Origin of the sequence: Hydrogenophaga intermedia, from assembly GCF_000723405.1 — a bacterium.
In the GTDB taxonomy this organism is placed as follows: domain Bacteria; phylum Pseudomonadota; class Gammaproteobacteria; order Burkholderiales; family Burkholderiaceae_C; genus Hydrogenophaga; species Hydrogenophaga intermedia.
The window spans coordinates 1-16,715 of sequence record NZ_CCAE010000015.1 but is presented as its reverse complement, the minus strand read 5'-3'; the positions used below and the strand labels follow the sequence as shown (position 1 = coordinate 16,715).

The window sequence follows — 16,715 nt, the reverse complement described above, 5'->3', positions numbered from 1 at the left end:
ACGGACATCCCCATGATCGAAATCGAACTCGACGGCAAGAAGGTCGAAGTGCCCCCGGGCAGCATGGTCATGCATGCGGCCGAGAAGGCGGGCACCTACATCCCCCACTTCTGCTACCACAAGAAGCTGTCCATCGCGGCCAACTGCCGCATGTGTCTGGTCGACGTGGAGAAGGCGCCCAAGGCCATGCCGGCCTGCGCCACGCCCGTCACGCAGGGCATGATCGTGCGTACCCAGAGCGACAAGGCCGTCAAGGCCCAGAAGTCTGTGATGGAGTTCCTGCTCATCAACCACCCGCTCGACTGCCCCATCTGCGACCAGGGCGGCGAATGCCAGTTGCAGGACTTGGCCGTGGGCTACGGCGGCTCCGGCTCGCGCTACCAGGAAGAAAAGCGCGTCGTCTTCCACAAGAACGTGGGCCCGCTCATCTCCATGGAAGAGATGAGCCGCTGCATCCACTGCACGCGCTGTGTGCGCTTCGGACAAGAGATCGCGGGCGTCATGGAGCTCGGCATGAGCCACCGCGGTGAGCACGCCGAGATCGAAACCTTCGTGGGTCAGTCGGTGGACTCCGAGCTCTCGGGCAACATGATCGACATCTGTCCCGTGGGTGCGCTCACCAGCAAGCCCTTCCGCTACAGCGCGCGCACCTGGGAACTCTCGCGCCGCAAGAGCGTGAGTCCGCACGATTCCACCGGCGCCAACCTCGTGGTGCAGGTCAAGAACCACCAGGTCATGCGCGTGGTGCCGCTCGAGAACGAAGCGGTCAACGAATGCTGGATCGCCGACCGCGACCGCTTCTCCTACGAAGCGCTCAATGGCCCTGACCGACTCACCCAGCCCATGCTCAAGCAGGGCGGCGAGTGGAAGACCGTGGACTGGCAGACCGCGCTGGAGTACGTGGCCAACGGCCTCAAACAGGTCAAGGGTTCGCACGGTGCCGGTGCCATCGGCCTGTTGGCCAGCCCGCACGCCACCGTGGAAGAACTGGCCCTCGCTGGCGCGCTGGTGCGCGGCCTGGGCAGCGAAAACATCGACAGCCGCCTGCGCGCGGCCGACGCCGCTGCCGTGGCACCCAAGGGCCAGGCGCGCTGGCTGGGCCGGCCCATTGCCGAACTCTCCACGCTGCAGCGCGTGCTCGTCGTGGGTGCCAACCTGCGCAAAGACCACCCGCTGTTCGCGCAACGCATTCGCCAGGCCGTGCGCCGTGGCGCTCAGCTCAGCGCGATCACCGAGACCGCGCCCGATTGGGCCATCAAGCTCAAGAACAGCCTGCTGTCCGACAGCCGTGACTGGGCCTCCGCCCTGGCCGGCGTGGCCGCTGCCGTGGCCGCCGAGAAGGGCGTGAACGCGCCCGTGGCCGCCACGCCCAGCGACGCGCAGCGCGCCATCGCGACCTCGTTGCTGGGCGGCGAGCACAAAGCCGTGCTGCTGGGCAATGCCGCCGCGCACCACGCGCAGGCCGCCAGCCTGCTGGCTCTTGCCAACTTCATCGCCGAGCACACCGGCGCCAGCGTGGGGTACCTCACCGAGGCCGCCAATACCGTGGGCGCGCAGCTTGTGAATGCCGTGCCGGGGCAGGGCGGGCTGGACGCCGGCCGCATGCTCGGCGGCGCGCTCAAGGCCGCGCTGCTGCTCAACGTGGAGGCCGAGGACACGGCCGTTGGACTTGATGGTCTGCGCCAGACCGACATGGTCGTCACACTGAGCCCGTTCAAGACCAACCTGGACTTGAGCGACGTGCTGCTGCCGATCGCACCGTTCAGCGAGACCTCGGGCAGCTTCGTCAACGCCGAAGGCCGCCTGCAGAGCTTCCACGCCGTGGTGCGCCCGCTGGGCGACACCCGCCCGGCCTGGAAGGTGCTGCGCGTGCTGGGCAACCTGCTCGAACTCCCGGGCTTCGACGCCGACTCCTCGCAGGCCGTGCTCGCGCGCGCGTTGCCGGGTGTCGAATCGGGTGCCGTGGTCGCGGCCGATCGCCTGAACAACAAGGCTTCCGGCGCAAGCATCGACACCGCAACCGCCAGTGCCGCGCCCTGCGTGGCCAGCATCTACCAGCTCGATCCGCTCGTGCGCCGGGCGACGTCGCTGCAACTCACCGCCGACGCGCGTCGTGCGCACGCGAAGCAGAGCGCCCAGGAAGGGGTGGCAGCGTGATCGACGCGATGTACAACGGAGGCCTGGGCCTCATCAACGCGCCGTGGTGGACGGCAGCGGCTTGGCCCGTGCTCTGGGCCCTGATCAAGATCGTCGCGGTGCTGGCGCCGCTGATGGGCGCGGTCGCCTACCTCACGCTGTGGGAGCGCAAGCTGCTCGGCTGGATGCAGGTGCGCCACGGTCCCAACCGCGTGGGCCCCTTCGGTCTGCTGCAGCCCATCGCGGACGCGTTGAAGCTGCTCACCAAGGAACTGATCCGCCCGAGCGCGGCCGCCAACGGCCTGTTCCGCCTCGGCCCGGTCATGGCCATCATGCCGGCGCTGGCCGCGTGGGTGGCCATTCCCTTCGGCCCCGAGGCCGTGCTGGCCAACGTCAACGCGGGCCTGCTGGTCATCCTCGCCATCACCTCCATCGAGGTCTACGGCGTGATCATCGCGGGCTGGGCGTCCAACTCCAAGTACGCCTTCCTGGGCGCGCTGCGTGCGTCCGCGCAGATGGTGAGCTACGAGATCGCCATCGGCTTCTGCTTCCTGGTGGTGGTGATGACCGCCGGCAGCCTGAACCTGGCCGAGATCGTGAACTCGCAGAGCCGTGGCATGGGCGCGGGCATGGGCCTGGACTTCCTCTCCTGGAACTGGCTGCCGCTGCTGCCCATCTTTGTCGTCTACCTCATCTCGGGTGTGGCCGAAACCAACCGCCACCCCTTCGACGTCGTCGAGGGCGAGGCCGAGATCGTGGCCGGCCACATGGTCGAGTACTCGGGCATGGGCTTCGCCATCTTCTTCCTGGCCGAGTACGCCAGCATGTGGCTGGTGTCCATCATTGCCGTGCTGATGTTCCTCGGCGGCTGGCTGCCACCCGTGGCCTTCCTCGACTTCATTCCGGGCTGGATCTGGTTGGGCATCAAGACCGTCTTCGTGGTCTCGATCTTCATCTGGATCCGCGCCACCTTCCCGCGCTTCCGCTACGACCAGATCATGCGTCTGGGCTGGAAGATCTTCATCCCTGTCACGCTGGTGTGGCTGCTGCTCGTGGGTGCGCTCATGAAGTCGCCGTGGAACATCTGGCAGTGAGGAGGGCATAACGATGACCACCACGACCGCCGTCGCGCCGTTCAGCTTCCGCGACTTCTTCAAGAGTTTCATGCTCGTCGAGCTGGCCAAGGGCATGGCCCTGACCGGCCGCTACGCCTTCCGCCGCAAGGTGACCGTGCAGTTCCCCGAGGAAAAGACGCCGCTGTCGCCGCGCTTTCGTGGCCTGCACGCGCTGCGCCGTTATGAGAACGGTGAGGAGCGCTGCATCGCCTGCAAGCTCTGCGAGGCCGTGTGCCCCGCCGTCGCCATCACCATCGAAAGCGACGTGCGCGCCGACGGCACGCGCCGCACCACGCGCTACGACATCGACCTGACCAAGTGCATCTTCTGCGGCTTCTGCGAAGAAAGCTGCCCGGTCGATTCGATCGTCGAGACCCACATCTTCGAATACCACGGCGAAAAGCGCGGCGACCTGTACTTCACCAAGGAAATGCTGCTCGCCGTGGGTGACCGCTACGAACCCCAGATCGCCGCAGCCAAGGCCGCCGACGCGAAGTACCGCTGAGCCCATCCAGACATCCCATGGACTTCACCACCGGTTTCTTCTACCTCTTCGCGGCGGTGCTGCTGTTCGCGGCCTTCCGCGTCGTCACCTCGCGCAACGCCGTGCACGCGGTGCTCTACCTGATGCTCTCGTTCTCGCAGGCGGCCGCGCTGTGGCTGCTGCTCAAGGCCGAGTTCCTGGGTATCACGCTGGTGCTGGTCTACCTCGGCGCCGTCATGGTGCTGTTCCTGTTTGTGGTGATGATGCTCGACATCAACATCGAGACGCTGCGCCGCGGCTTTTGGCACCACTTTCCGCTGGCGGCCATCCTCGGCCTGGTCGTGGCCGGCGAACTGATCGCCGTGCTGTGGGCTGGCTTCCCCACCATCGCCACCAACGTCCCGGCCGTGGCGCCCGACGTGTCGAACACCGGCGAACTGGGCAAGCTGCTGTACTCAGCCTACCTCTACCCCATCCAGGTCGCGGGCTTCATCCTGCTCGTGGCCATGATCGCGGCCATCGCGCTCACGCTGCGCCAGCGCAAGGACAGCAAGGCCATCAACCCGGGTGATCAGGTTCATGTGCGCGCCCGCGACCGCCTGGTCGTCGTGCCCATGGCGGCCACCAAGCCGGCCCCGGTGGCCGTTCCCCAGAACGCCGAGGAGGGCAAGGCATGAGCAGTCTCTCGCTGGGTCATTTTCTGTCCGTCGGCGCGATCCTCTTCGCGATCTCCGTCGTCGGCATCTTCCTCAACCGCAAGAACCTGATCGTGCTGCTCATGGCCATCGAGCTCATGCTGCTCGCGGTCAACATGAACTTCGTGGCCTTCTCCCATTACCTGGGCGACCTGCACGGCCAGGTGTTCGTGTTCTTCATCCTCACCGTGGCGGCCGCCGAGTCGGCCATCGGCCTCGCCATCCTCGTGCTGCTGTTCCGCAACAAGTCGTCGATCAGCGTCGAAGAACTCAACACGCTGAAGGGCTGACCGGAACATGAGCAACACGCTATCCGCCTCCACGCTGCTCGCCGTGCCGCTGGCGCCCCTGGTGGGCTCGCTCGTGGCTGGCATCCTGGGCACCGCCTTCGGTGGCAACGTCATTGGCCGGCGCGCCTCGCACGGCGCCACCATCCTTGGCGTGCTGATCGCGATGATCCTCTCGGTCATCACGCTGTGTGACGTGATCGAGGGCGCGCGCTTCAATGCCACCATCTACGAATGGATGGTCATCGGCGGCCTGAAGATGGAAATCGGCTTCCTCGTCGACGGCCTGACCGCGATGATGATGGTGGTCGTCACCTTCGTCTCGCTCATGGTGCACCTCTACACCATCGGCTACATGGCCGACGACGACGGCTACAACCGCTTCTTCGCCTACATCTCGCTGTTCACCTTCTCCATGCTCATGCTGGTCATGAGCAACAACCTGCTGCAGCTCTTCTTCGGCTGGGAGGCGGTGGGCCTGGTGTCGTACCTGCTGATCGGCTTCTGGTTCAACAAGCCTTCGGCCATCTTCGCCAACATGAAGGCCTTCCTGGTCAACCGGGTGGGCGACTTCGGCTTCATCCTCGGTATCGGCCTGATTGTGGCTTACACCGGCACGATGAACTACAGCGAGATCTTCGCCAAGGCCGGCGAACTCGGCGGCCTGGGCTTCCCGGGCACCGACTGGATGCTGATCACCGTGATCTGCATCTGCCTGTTCATCGGCGCCATGGGCAAGAGCGCGCAGTTCCCGCTGCACGTGTGGCTGCCCGACTCCATGGAAGGTCCCACGCCGATCTCCGCGCTGATCCACGCCGCCACCATGGTGACGGCCGGCATCTTCATGGTCGCGCGCATGAGCCCGCTCTACGAGCTGTCCGACACCGCGCTCAACTTCGTCATGATCATCGGCGCCATCACCGCGCTGTTCATGGGCTTTCTGGGCATCATCCAGAACGACATCAAGCGCGTCGTGGCGTACTCCACGCTATCGCAGCTTGGCTACATGACGGTGGCGCTCGGCGCCTCGGCCTACTCGGTCGCGGTGTTCCACCTGATGACGCACGCCTTCTTCAAGGCCTTGCTGTTCCTCGCGGCCGGCTCGGTCATCATGGGCCTGCACCACAACCAGGACATCCGCTGGATGGGCGGCGTGCGCAAGTACATGCCCATCACCTGGATCACCTCGCTGCTGGGCACGCTCGCGCTCATCGGCACGCCGCTGTTCTCGGGCTTCTACTCCAAGGACTCGATCATCGAGGCGGTGCATTTCAGCAACCTGCCGGCCGCGCACTTCGCGTACTTCGCGGTGCTGGCTGGCGTGTTCGTCACCTCGTTCTATTCGTTCCGCCTGTACTTCCTGGTCTTCCACGGAAAAGAGCGCTACGACCAGAACCCCGACGCGCACCACCACGACGACCATGGCCACCACGGTGACGGCAAGCCGCACGAGTCGCCCTGGGTGGTGACGCTGCCCCTGGTGCTGCTGGCCATCCCGTCGGTGATCATCGGCTACCTCACGATAGAACCCATGGTGTTCGGCGACTTCTTCCGCGACGCCATCACCATCAACAGCGACGCGCACCCCGCGCTGTCGAAGTTCGCCGAGATCTTCCACGGCCCGCTGTCCATGGCTGGTCATGCCTTCAGCACGCCGCCGCTGTACCTGGCGCTGGCCGGCTTCGTGAGCGCCTGGTACTGCTACATGGTCAACCCGGCCGTGCCGGCGGCCATCGCGCGCGCGCTGCGTCCCATCGTCGTCGTCCTCGAGAACAAGTACTACATGGACTGGTTCAACGAGAACGTGCTGGCCCGCGCCGCGCGCGGCCTGGGCACCGGCCTCTGGAAGGGCGGTGACCGCGGTGTCATCGAGGGCGGGATCGTCAACGCCAGCTGGAAGATCGTCGGCGCCATCGCGGCGGTGGTGCGCCGCGCGCAGACCGGCTATCTCTACCACTACGCGCTGATGATGCTCGTGGGGGTGATGCTGTTCATGACGTACTTCGTCTGGCTCGCGAAATAAGACAAGAAAGAGAAAGCCATCATGGGTTTGCTGAGCCTTGCCATTTGGACGCCGATCGTTGTGGGCGTCGTGCTGCTCGCGCTGGGGCGTGACGAGCAGGCGGGCATGGTCCGCTGGATCGCGCTCATCGGCGCGCTGGTCGGCCTGGCCGTCACCGTGCCGCTGTACACCGGTTTCGAGGTCGGCAGCTCGGCCATGCAGTTCGTCGAGAAGAGCCTGTGGATCGAGCGCTTCAACGTGCACTACCACCTGGGCGTGGATGGCATCTCTTTGTGGCTGGTGCTGCTCACCGCTTTCATCACCGTCATCGTGGTGATCGCGGGTTGGGAGGTGATCACCGAGCGCGTGAACCAGTACATGGGCGCCTTCCTGATCCTCTCGGGCTTCATGATTGGCGTGTTCGCCGCGCAGGACGCGATGCTGTTCTACGTGTTCTTCGAAGCCACGCTGATCCCGATGTACCTGATCATCGGCATCTGGGGTGGCCCCAACAAGATCTACGCGGCCTTCAAGTTCTTCCTGTACACGCTGCTGGGCTCGCTGCTCATGCTGGTGGCGCTGATTTACCTGTACGTGAAATCGGGCGGCAGCTTCGCCTTCACCGACTGGTACGCGCTGCCCCTGGGCGGCACCGTACAGACACTGCTGTTCTTTGCGTTCTTCGCGGCGTTCGCGGTGAAGGTGCCGATGTGGCCGGTGCACACCTGGCTGCCCGACGTGCACGTTGAGGCGCCCACGGGCGGCTCGGCCGTGCTGGCCGCCATCATGCTCAAGCTGGGCGCCTACGGCTTCCTGCGCTTCTCGCTACCCATCCTGCCCGACGCCTCGCACGAGTGGGCCTGGCTCATGATCGCGCTGTCGCTGATCGCAGTGATCTATGTGGGCCTGGTGGCCATGGTCCAGCAGGACATGAAAAAGCTCGTCGCCTATTCGTCCGTGGCGCACATGGGCTTTGTCACCCTGGGTTTCTTCATCTTCAGTGACCTGGGCATCAGCGGAGGCCTGGTGCAGATGGTGTCGCACGGCTTCGTGTCGGCGGCCATGTTCCTGGCCATCGGCGTGCTGTACGACCGCGTGCACTCACGCGAGATCGCCGACTACGGCGGCGTGATCAATACCATGCCGCGCTTCGCCGCCTTCGCGCTGCTGTTCACCATGGCCAACGCTGGCCTGCCCGGCACGGCCGGTTTCGTGGGCGAATGGATGGTGATCATCGCCGCCGTCAAGGCCAACTTCTGGATCGGCCTGCTGGCCGCCACCGCACTGATCTTCGGTGCCGCCTATTCGCTGTGGATGTTCAAGCGCGTCTACCTGGGCGAGCCCGGCAACGACCACGTGCGCGCGCTCAGCGACATCAACGCGCGCGAGTTCCTGGTGATGGCCTTGCTGGCAATCGCCGTGCTCGCCATGGGCGTGTACCCCAAGCCTTTTACCGACGTGATGGACCCGGCCGTGGCCGAGTTGCTGCGCCACGTCGCGAACTCCAAGCTGAACTGACAAGACCGAGAAGAGCCCATGATCGACAACCTCAGCTGGGTCGCGGCCTACCCGGAAATCATGCTGGCGGTGATGACCTGCGTCATCGCCCTGGCCGACCTCGCGGTGAAAACACCGCTGCGCGGCGCCACCTACGCGCTCACGCTGCTCACCCTGGCCGTGGTGGCGGGCCTGTTGGCCATGGCCGGCGCGTCCGGCCGCACCATCGACGGCTTCGGCGGCATGATCGTGAGCGACCCGATGGGCAACTGGCTCAAGTGCTTCGCCGCCATCGCTCTCATGGTCACGCTGATCTACGGCCGTGCCTACGCCGGCGCGCGCGACATGTTGCGCGGTGGCGAACTGTTCAGCCTGAGCCTGTTCGCGCTGCTGGGCATGTTCGTGATGATCTCGGGCCACAACTTCCTGGTCATCTACCTGGGCCTGGAACTGCTCACGCTCTCCAGCTACGCCCTGGTGGCGCTGCGCCGCGACGACATCGCCGCGACGGAAGCGGCCATGAAGTACTTCGTGCTCGGCGCGCTGGCCAGCGGCTTCCTGCTCTATGGCCTGTCCATGGTGTACGGCGCCACCGGCTCGCTCGACATCGGCGAGGTGATGGCCGCCATCGCCGGCGGCGAGGCCACGCTCAAGGGCTCCACGCAGGTGCTGGTGCTGGGCCTGGTGTTCGTGGTCGCGGGTCTGGCCTTCAAGCTCGGCGCCGCGCCGTTCCACATGTGGGTGCCCGACGTCTACCACGGCGCGCCTACCTCCATCACCCTGCTCATCGGTGGCGCGCCCAAGCTGGCCGCGTTCGCGATCGTGATCCGCCTGCTGGTCGAGGGCCTGGCGCCCCTGGCACTGGACTGGCAGCAGATGCTCGCCGTGCTCGCCGTGCTGTCGCTGCTGGTGGGCAACCTGGCCGCCATCGCGCAGAGCAACCTCAAGCGCATGCTGGCCTTCTCCACCATCGCGCAAATGGGCTTCCTCATGCTCGGCCTGCTGGCCGGCGTGTCGGGCGGTGACGGTGCCAACATGGCCAACGCCTACGGCTCGTCCATGTTCTACGTGGTGACCTACGTGCTCACCACCCTGGGCACCTTCGGCGTGATCATCCTGCTCTCGCGCGCGGGTTTCGAGTCCGACACCATCCAGGACCTGGCCGGCCTGAACCAGCGCAGCCCGCTGTACGCTGGCGTCATGGCCATCTGCATGTTCTCGCTCGCGGGTGTGCCGCCGCTGGTGGGCTTCTATGCCAAGCTGTCGGTGCTGCAGGCGCTGCTCGCCTCGCCCAGCGCCTTCAATGTGGGTCTGGCCGTGTTCGCGGTCGTCATGTCGCTGATCGGCGCGTTCTACTACCTGCGCCTCGTCAAGGTGATGTACTTCGACGCCCCGAGCCAGACCGCGCCCATCGAGGCCGGCCTGGACGTGCGATCGGTGCTGTCGGTCAACGGCGCGCTGGTGCTGGTGCTGGGCATCGTGCCGGGCGGCCTCATGGCTCTGTGCGCGCAGGCCGTGGCGGCCCTGTTCGCCTGAGGCCGCACCGCGCGGAACCCCCGCGCGGGCGCTGGCTCACACCGTCACCATGAACCAAACCGCCTTCGTCTGGCTGGTGCTGGTGGCGGCCCTGGTGGCCGCCAACCTGCCCTTCGTCAACAACCGCTGGCTCGCGCTGATTCCGCGCGCGCAACCCAAAACGCTGTGGATGCGCCTGCTCGAACTCGTGCTGCTGTACTTCGCGGTCGGTGGCTTGGGGCTGGCGCTGGAGCACCGCGTCGGCCAGATCTATTCGCAGGGCTGGGAGTTCTACGCCACCACGGCGAGCCTGTTCGTCACGCTGGCCTTCCCCGGCTTCGTGTACCGCTACCTCTACAAACGACGTGGATGACGCGCACCTGACCGAAGTGCCCCTGGCGCGCACCGAGCTGCTGCGCGGGCACTTCCTGCACGTGGTGCGCGACACCGTGCGCCTGCCCACGGGCGCCGAGGCCACGCGCGAATTCGTGCTGCACCCCGGCGCGGTGATGGTGATCCCCCTGCTCGACGATGGTCGCGTGGTGCTGGAGCGCCAGTACCGCCACCCCATGCGCTCGGTCATCGTCGAATTTCCCGCCGGCAAGCTCGACGCGGGCGAGGGCAGTCTGGCCTGTGCCCGCCGCGAACTGCACGAGGAAACCGGCTACGCGGCCCGGCAGTGGGCCTTCGCGGGGCGCCTGGCACCCACCATCGCGTACTCCGACGAGGTCATCGACATCTGGTTCGCGCGCGGCCTGAGCCTGGGCGAACGCGCGCTTGACGACGGCGAGGCGCTGGACGTGTTCGCCGCCACGCCCGACGAACTGCAGACCTGGTGCCGTGAAGGCAAGGTCATCGACAGCAAGACCCTGGCGGGCATGCTGTGGCTGCAGAACGTGCTGTCGGGCCTGTGGGTACTGGACTGGCAGGATAATCCCGCGCCATGAAGGTGCTCGATCTGCAATGCGCCCACCAGCACGTGTTCGAAGGCTGGTTCGGCTCCGAAGACGATTTCCACCAGCAACTGGAACGTGGGCTGGTGAGCTGCCCGCTGTGCGGTGACCTGCGCGTGGAAAAGAAGCTCTCGGCGCCGCGCCTGAACCTGCGCGCGGCCCGCGAGGAATCGTCCGCCACCCGGCCCGAAGGCGTCACCCTCAGCAACCACCCGGCGCAGGCCGAGCTGGTGGAATTGCAGGGCCGTATGCTCAAGGCCATGCGCGAGATCATGACGAGCACGGAAGACGTGGGTGAGCGCTTCGCCGAACAGGCCCGCGCCATGCACCACGGCGAGATCGAGCGCCGCAACATCCGCGGCCAGACCAGCGCCGCCGTGGCGCTGGAGTTGCTGGAAGAGGGCGTGGAGGTGATGCCCCTGCCCATGCTGCCCGCGGTGAAAGACACCCTGCAGTAGCAGGGAAGTCAGGGGTACAAGCCGCGCAGGTCGCGCGCGTGCAGGATGCGCTGGCACGCGATGATGAAGGTGGCCGTTCGCAGGCTGACTTTGTGGTCCTCCGAGACCTGCCACACGGCCGAGAAGGCGTCTTTCATGATCTTCACCAGGCGGGCGTTGATCTCGTCCTCGGTCCAGAAGAAGCTGGAGAAGTCCTGCACCCATTCGAAGTAGCTCACCGTGACGCCACCCGCGTTGGCGATCACGTCGGGCAGCACCAGCACGCCACGGTCGTGCAGGATGTCGTCGGCCTGCGGGGTGGTGGGGCCGTTGGCGCCTTCGATCACCATGCGGGCCTGGATGCGGCCCGCGTTCTTGTCGGTGATCTGGCCTTCGAGTGCGGCGGGGATGAGGATGTCACAGCTCACGCCCCAGAAGTCCTCGTCGGGAATGACCTCTCCGCCCGCAAACCCCGCCACGGAGCCGTGCCGGCCCACGTGGTCGAGCAGGGCGGGCACGTTCAGGCCGGCGTCGCTGTAGACCGTGCCGCCATGGTCTTGCACGGCCACCACGCGGGCACCCGCCTCGGCGAACAGCTTGCCGGCCACGCCGCCCACGTTGCCGAAGCCCTGCACCGCCACACGCGAACGCGCAACGTCCAGCCCGATGCGGCGCGCGGCCTCGACGCCGACCGTGAAGACGCCCCGGCCCGTGGCCTCGCGCCGGCCCAGCGAGCCACCCAGGTCGACCGGCTTGCCGGTGACCACGCCGGTGGCGGTGGCGCCTTCGTTCATGGAATACGTGTCCATCATCCAGGCCATCACCTGCTCGTTGGTGTTCACGTCGGGCGCAGGAATGTCCTTGCTCGGGCCGATGATGATGCCGATCTCGCTGGTGTAGCGGCGCGTGATGCGCTCCAGCTCGCCGCGCGAGAGCAGCTTCGGGTCGACGCGGATGCCGCCCTTGGCGCCGCCGTAGGGCACGTTCACCGCGGCGTTCTTGATGGACATCCAGGCTGAGAGGGCCATCACCTCGGACAGCGTCACGTCCTGGTGGAAGCGCACGCCGCCCTTGCCCGGGCCGCGGCTGGTGTTGTGCTGCACGCGGTAGCCCTCGAAGTGGGCAATGGTGCCGTTGTCCAGGTGGATGGGCACGTCGACGATGAGCGTGCGCTTGGGGCGTTTGAGGGTGTCGACCCAGCGGCCCAGCTTGCCGAGGTAGGGGGCGACGCGGTCGACCTGCTGCAGGTAGATGCCCCAGGGGCCGAGGTGGTTGGGATCGAGGTAGGAGGGCAGCGCCTGGGTGAAGACGGCGGGAGGGGTTTGCGACGACATGGTGGGTCCTTCGTTTGGACGTGGCCGCTGTGTGGGCCACGGCGAAAAGCACTGTACGCAGCCGTCCCGCGCTTGTCCAAGGCGGGCTCAGGATGGCTCCATGCCCGGGGCGCATGGCCTGCCCGGCGGCGGTGCTAGCATGCGCCGGCCTGCAAATGGAGGGAGGCACCATGAAGATCATCGACACACCCGACGGTCGTTTTCCGGGCGCACAGGACGCGCGCCCACCCGTACAGACGCTGCCGATCCGCTTCACCGGATCGGGCAGCGAATACTTCCGCATCTGGATCGTCAACCTGCTGCTGATCCTGGTGACGTTCACGCTGTACTGGCCCTTCGCGCGGGCGCGGCGCATCGCCTATTTTCAGAACAACACCCTGGTGGGCGACGACCCGCTGGGCTTTCACGCCAATCCCTGGAAGATGTTCCGCGGCTACCTGCTGGTGGCGGGCCTGGGCCTGGCCTACGCCATCGCCTCGGAAACGGCGCCGGAGGTAGCCGGGGTCATCATGTTGGTCTTCGCGTTGCTGTGGCCCGCACTGTGGCGCGCCTCGCTGCAGTTCCGCCTGCGCAACACCAGCTGGCGCGGCGTGCGCCTGGCGTTCGAGGGCGACCTCAAGGGCGCCTACCTGGCCTATGCGCCGCTGTTGCTGCCGGTGCTCGCGCTCGTGGCCGTGGGCCTGAGCGCGTCGGCGATGGTGCCCGCAGAAGAGGCCACGCGAGAGGACCGTCAGTTCTTCGCTTTCCTGTACTTCGGCGCCCTGCTGCTGTTCGCGCTCGTGTTGCCCTGGAGCTTCGTGCGCCTCAAGCAGTACCAGCACGGCGGCTACCGCTTCGCCGGTGAACGCACCGAACTGCGCGCGGGGTGGCGCGAGTTCTATGGACTGGGCCTGCGCGCGGGTGGCGTGCTGCTGCTGGTGGTGCTGGTCCTGGGTGGGCTCGCAGTGGGTGTTGCCATGGCCGCACGCGGCATGGCCAGTGGCGTGGTGGCGGTGTTCGGCATCGTGGCGCTGGGCTACATCGCCGTGCCGCTGATCCTGGTGCCTTTCGTCACCGCCCGGCTGCAGAACCTGGTGTGGGCGAACACGCGCAGCCGCAACACCCGCTTTCGCAGTGAGCTGCGCTTCGGCACGCTGGCGCGCGTGAACGCCCTCAACTGGGCGCTCATCATCGTCACGCTCGGCCTGTACTGGCCCTTCGCCCAGGTGCGCCTCACCCGCGTGCGGCTGGAGGCCATGGCCCTGCAGGTCAAGGGCTCGGTGAACGACTGGCTGGCCAACGCCCAACAGCGCGACGTGGGCCCGCTGGGCGACGCCGCCGGCGACTTCTTCGGCATCGACCTGGGCCTGTAAGCCAGCCATGCGCCTGCCCCTGCGCACCCTCTGGTTCGACGGCCGCAGCCCGCGCGGGCGGGCGGTGCGCGTGCACCTGGACGGCGACGAATTCGTGCTGCAGCCGCTGGACGAAGCGGCCGATGGCCCCGCGCGGCGCTACCCCCTGCGCCGCGTGCGCTGGCCCGAGCGCCGCACCCACGGCCAGCGCCAGACCGACCTGCCCGACGGCAGCCTGATCCAGCACGCCGACGCGCCCGAGTGGGACGACTGGTGGGCCGGGCAGGGCTTGAGCGAATCCTGGGTGGTGGGCTGGCAGCAGAGCTGGTGCGCCACGGTCTGGGCGGTGGTGGGTGCCGTGGCCGTGGTGCTGGCCAGTTGGCTCTGGGGGGTGCCCGCCGCCAGCCAATTCGTGGCGCAGCGCCTGCCGATGGAACTGGACGAGCGCCTGGGCCGCGACAGCCTGGAGCAACTGGACCGCGTGCTGCTCAAGCCCACGCGCCTCGACGAAGCGCAACAGCGCGAGGTCGAGCAGCGCTGGAAGTCCTTCGTCGAGCGCGCCCACGTCGAAGGCGACGAACCCGCCTGGCGCCTGTCGTTCCGCCACGCGCCCGACCTGGGCCCCAACGCGCTGGCCCTGCCGGGCGGCCACATCATCGTCACCGATCAACTCGTCGAGCTGCTGCGCGACCGGCCCGACGCGCTCACGGGCGTGCTGGCGCACGAGCTGGGCCACGTGCACCACCGCGACGGCCTGGACATGCTGGTGCGCGCCAGCCTGCTCAGCGCCATCGTCGGCGTCGTCTTCGGCGACGCCAGCACCTTCATCGCGACCGTGCCCGCCGCGCTGCTCACCCAGTCGTACTCGCGCGACGTGGAGCGCCGTGCCGACGCCTACGCGGCCGAGCGCCTGCACCGCGCCGGCCTCTCGCCGGCCGTGATGGTCACGCTGTTCGAGCGCCTGGCGGCCGTGCGCCAGAAAGAAGGCGAGCGCGGTGGCGTGTTGCCCATCGCCCTGGCCAGCCACCCGGCCGACGAGGACCGCATCCGCTACTTCCGCGAGTGGACGCCCGAGCGCTGAAGCCGCGCCGCCCGCTCAGGCGTTGAACTGCAAGGCCGCCAGCCCCGCGTACACCCCGCCGCGCGCCACCAGCTCCGCGTGTGTGCCTTGCTCCACCAGGCGCCCGTGGTCCAACACCACGATGCGGTCGGCCCGCTGCACCGTGGCCAGCCGGTGCGCGATCACCAGCGTCGTGCGGTCGCGCATCGCCGCCTCCAGCGCCGCCTGCACCACGCGCTCGCTCTGCGCGTCCAGCGCGCTCGTGGCCTCGTCCAGCAACAGCAGCGGCGGGTTCTTCAGCATGGCCCGCGCAATCGCGATGCGCTGACGCTGCCCGCCCGACAGGCGCACCCCGCGCTCGCCCAGGAAGGTGTCGTAGCCCTCCGGCAGCGTCGAGATGAACTCGTCCGCGAAGGCGGCGCGCGCGGCGGCCTTCACTTCCTCGTCGCTCGCGCCCGGCTTGCCGTAGCGGATGTTCTCCATCGCACTGCTGGAGAAGATCACCGGCTCCTGCGGCACGATGCCGATGCGCTCGCGAAGATCCTGCAGTTGCAGCGCGTTGATCGGCGTGCCGTCCAGCACGATGCGGCCCTGCTGCGGGTCGTAAAAGCGCAGCAGCAGCGAGAACACCGTCGTCTTGCCCGCGCCGCTGGGCCCCACGATGGCCACCGTCTGCCCCGGCTCCACCGTTAGAGAAAACCCGTCCAGCGCCGCCTGCGCCGGGCGCGACGGGTAGTTGAAGTGCACGCCCTCGAACGCCAGCGCGCTGCCCCCCGCCGGCAGCGGCGCGGCCAGCGCCTGCGGGGGCGACTTCACCGGCGATTCGCTCGCCAGCAACTCCACCAGCCGCTCGCTCGCGCCCGCGGCGCGCAGCAGATCGCCATACACCTCGCCCAGCACCGCCACCGCGCCCGCGAAGATCACCACGTAAAACACCGCCTGGCCCAGTTGCCCCGGCGAGAGCTGGCCATCAAGCACCGCCTGCGTGCCCTGGAACATGCCCCACAGAATGAGCGCCGCATTGGCGATGATGATGAACGCCACCAGCACCGCGCGCGCCTTGGTGCGGCGCACCGCCGTCTCGAATGCATGCTGCGTGGACTGGTCGAAGCGCTGCGACTCGCGCCCCTCCGCCGCGTAGCTCTGCACGGTGGGAATCGCGTTCAGCACCTCGGCCGCGATCGAGCTCGAATCGGCGATGCGGTCCTGGCTGGCGCGCGAGAGCCGGCGCACCCGCCGCCCGAACCACATGGCCGGCAACACCACCAGCAGCACCGTCGCCAGCACCAGCACCATCACATACGGGTGCGACCACACCAGCATCACCAGCGCGCCGATGCCCATCACCGCGTTGCGCAGCCCCATGGACAGCGACGACCCCACCACCGTCTGCACCAGCGTCGTGTCCGCCGTCAGGCGCGACAGCACCTCGCCCGTCTGCGTCGTCTCGAAGAACTGCGGGCTCTGCCGCAGCACATGGCGGTACACCGCGTTGCGCAAGTCCGCCGTGATGCGCTCGCCGATCCAGCTCACCAGATAAAAGCGCACCGCCGAGAACAGCCCCAGCGCCACCGCCACCCCGAACAGCGCCGCGAAGTGCTCGCGCAGCGCCAGCACCTGATCGCCGCGCCCCGCCGGCACCAGCCCGTCGTCGATCAGCAGCCGCAGCGCCACCGGAAACGCCAGCGTGGCCGCCGCCGCCAGCACCAGGAACAGCAGGGCCAACCCCATCTGCAGGCGGTAGGGGCGCATGAACGGCAGCAGCCCGGTGAGCGAACGCGGGCTTTTGCCCGAGGGGCGGTCGGAGGCGGTGGGGCTTGGGGGTGGTTCTTTTACAACTTTCCCAGGCCACCGGGACCCTGGGCCTCT

General features: G+C 67.5%; 15 protein-coding genes. 13 read left to right on the top strand and 2 right to left on the bottom strand.

What is annotated here, in order from left to right; all coding sequences use genetic code 11:
• The first annotated feature begins 12 nt into the window (after positions 1–12).
• From nuoG to BN948_RS10990, 11 genes are read left to right on the top strand one after another with little or no spacing between them, the layout of a single operon-like run.
• Positions 13–2,157, top strand: a complete 2,145-nt coding sequence (nuoG, locus tag BN948_RS11040; protein ID WP_009520155.1) for an NADH-quinone oxidoreductase subunit NuoG — start codon at positions 13–15, stop codon at positions 2,155–2,157.
• On the top strand, positions 2,154–3,230 hold the full coding sequence (gene nuoH / locus BN948_RS11035; RefSeq protein ID WP_035621680.1) for an NADH-quinone oxidoreductase subunit NuoH: 1,077 nt from the start codon (positions 2,154–2,156) through the stop codon (positions 3,228–3,230). Before nuoG ends, nuoH begins: the two co-directional genes overlap by 4 nt.
• Before the next feature lie 13 nt (positions 3,231–3,243).
• Complete coding sequence (nuoI, locus tag BN948_RS11030) at positions 3,244–3,756, top strand: NADH-quinone oxidoreductase subunit NuoI (protein ID WP_009520153.1); 513 nt, start codon at positions 3,244–3,246, stop codon at positions 3,754–3,756.
• A 17-nt stretch (positions 3,757–3,773) separates the two neighbouring features.
• Positions 3,774–4,412: an NADH-quinone oxidoreductase subunit J gene (locus tag BN948_RS11025; RefSeq protein WP_009520152.1), complete on the top strand. Its 639-nt coding sequence runs from the start codon at positions 3,774–3,776 to the stop codon at positions 4,410–4,412.
• Complete coding sequence (gene nuoK, locus BN948_RS11020; protein WP_009520151.1) at positions 4,409–4,720, top strand: NADH-quinone oxidoreductase subunit NuoK; 312 nt, start codon at positions 4,409–4,411, stop codon at positions 4,718–4,720. Before BN948_RS11025 ends, nuoK begins: the two co-directional genes overlap by 4 nt.
• Before the next feature lie 7 nt (positions 4,721–4,727).
• A complete protein-coding gene (nuoL, locus tag BN948_RS11015; RefSeq protein WP_009520150.1) occupies positions 4,728–6,740 on the top strand; it encodes an NADH-quinone oxidoreductase subunit L in 2,013 nt (670 codons plus the stop codon).
• Between the two features lie 21 nt (positions 6,741–6,761).
• Positions 6,762–8,237 carry an NADH-quinone oxidoreductase subunit M gene (locus tag BN948_RS11010; protein ID WP_009520149.1) on the top strand — a complete coding sequence of 492 codons (1,476 nt, stop codon included), beginning with the start codon at positions 6,762–6,764 and terminating at the stop codon, positions 8,235–8,237.
• Between the two features lie 18 nt (positions 8,238–8,255).
• Positions 8,256–9,752 (top strand): NADH-quinone oxidoreductase subunit NuoN, encoded by a 1,497-nt coding sequence (gene nuoN / locus BN948_RS11005; protein ID WP_009520148.1) that lies wholly within the window; start codon positions 8,256–8,258, stop codon positions 9,750–9,752.
• A 49-nt stretch (positions 9,753–9,801) separates the two neighbouring features.
• Positions 9,802–10,104 (top strand): DUF2818 family protein, encoded by a 303-nt coding sequence (locus tag BN948_RS11000; RefSeq protein WP_009520147.1) that lies wholly within the window; start codon positions 9,802–9,804, stop codon positions 10,102–10,104.
• The gene (locus tag BN948_RS10995) at positions 10,097–10,678 is read left to right on the top strand and encodes an NUDIX domain-containing protein (protein WP_009520146.1); all 582 of its coding nucleotides are present in this window, start codon (positions 10,097–10,099) and stop codon (positions 10,676–10,678) included. The genes BN948_RS11000 and BN948_RS10995 overlap by 8 nt, the downstream gene beginning before the upstream one ends.
• A complete protein-coding gene (locus BN948_RS10990) occupies positions 10,675–11,142 on the top strand; it encodes a DUF1178 family protein (protein ID WP_009520145.1) in 468 nt (155 codons plus the stop codon). The genes BN948_RS10995 and BN948_RS10990 overlap by 4 nt, the downstream gene beginning before the upstream one ends.
• Before the next feature lie 8 nt (positions 11,143–11,150).
• Here the strand turns inward: BN948_RS10990 and BN948_RS10985 are convergent, their stop codons facing one another.
• Positions 11,151–12,455 (bottom strand): Glu/Leu/Phe/Val family dehydrogenase, encoded by a 1,305-nt coding sequence (locus BN948_RS10985; protein ID WP_009520144.1) that lies wholly within the window; start codon positions 12,453–12,455, stop codon positions 11,151–11,153.
• Between the two features lie 170 nt (positions 12,456–12,625).
• On the opposite strand from BN948_RS10985, the gene BN948_RS10980 reads away from it, so the two are divergent.
• Both BN948_RS10980 and BN948_RS10975 read left to right on the top strand, forming a co-directional pair.
• On the top strand, positions 12,626–13,807 hold the full coding sequence (locus BN948_RS10980) for a YjgN family protein (RefSeq protein WP_009520143.1): 1,182 nt from the start codon (positions 12,626–12,628) through the stop codon (positions 13,805–13,807).
• A gap of 7 nt (positions 13,808–13,814) precedes the next feature.
• A complete protein-coding gene (locus tag BN948_RS10975) occupies positions 13,815–14,867 on the top strand; it encodes a M48 family metallopeptidase (RefSeq protein WP_009520142.1) in 1,053 nt (350 codons plus the stop codon).
• 15 nt (positions 14,868–14,882) lie between these two features.
• Here BN948_RS10975 and BN948_RS10970 read toward each other — a convergent pair whose 3' ends face one another.
• Positions 14,883–16,598 carry an ABC transporter transmembrane domain-containing protein gene (locus BN948_RS10970; protein WP_051756097.1) on the bottom strand — a complete coding sequence of 572 codons (1,716 nt, stop codon included), beginning with the start codon at positions 16,596–16,598 and terminating at the stop codon, positions 14,883–14,885.
• Positions 16,599–16,715: the final 117 nt, after the last annotated feature.

Bases quoted from the DNA above. Each gene is read 5' to 3' on its own strand.
- BN948_RS10985 (WP_009520144.1), bottom strand. From the start codon at position 12,455: ATGTCGTCGCAAACCCCTCCCGCCGTCTTCACCCAGGCGCTGCCCTCC.
- BN948_RS11025 (WP_009520152.1), top strand. From the start codon at position 3,774: ATGGACTTCACCACCGGTTTCTTCTACCTCTTCGCGGCGGTGCTGCTG.
- BN948_RS10990 (WP_009520145.1), top strand. From the start codon at position 10,675: ATGAAGGTGCTCGATCTGCAATGCGCCCACCAGCACGTGTTCGAAGGC.
- BN948_RS10980 (WP_009520143.1), top strand. From the start codon at position 12,626: ATGAAGATCATCGACACACCCGACGGTCGTTTTCCGGGCGCACAGGAC.
- nuoK (WP_009520151.1), top strand. From the start codon at position 4,409: ATGAGCAGTCTCTCGCTGGGTCATTTTCTGTCCGTCGGCGCGATCCTC.
- nuoL (WP_009520150.1), top strand. From the start codon at position 4,728: ATGAGCAACACGCTATCCGCCTCCACGCTGCTCGCCGTGCCGCTGGCG.
- nuoI (WP_009520153.1), top strand. From the start codon at position 3,244: ATGACCACCACGACCGCCGTCGCGCCGTTCAGCTTCCGCGACTTCTTC.
- nuoN (WP_009520148.1), top strand. From the start codon at position 8,256: ATGATCGACAACCTCAGCTGGGTCGCGGCCTACCCGGAAATCATGCTG.
- BN948_RS10975 (WP_009520142.1), top strand. From the start codon at position 13,815: ATGCGCCTGCCCCTGCGCACCCTCTGGTTCGACGGCCGCAGCCCGCGC.
- BN948_RS10970 (WP_051756097.1), bottom strand. From the start codon at position 16,598: ATGCGCCCCTACCGCCTGCAGATGGGGTTGGCCCTGCTGTTCCTGGTG.
- BN948_RS11010 (WP_009520149.1), top strand. From the start codon at position 6,762: ATGGGTTTGCTGAGCCTTGCCATTTGGACGCCGATCGTTGTGGGCGTC.
- BN948_RS11000 (WP_009520147.1), top strand. From the start codon at position 9,802: ATGAACCAAACCGCCTTCGTCTGGCTGGTGCTGGTGGCGGCCCTGGTG.
- nuoG (WP_009520155.1), top strand. From the start codon at position 13: ATGATCGAAATCGAACTCGACGGCAAGAAGGTCGAAGTGCCCCCGGGC.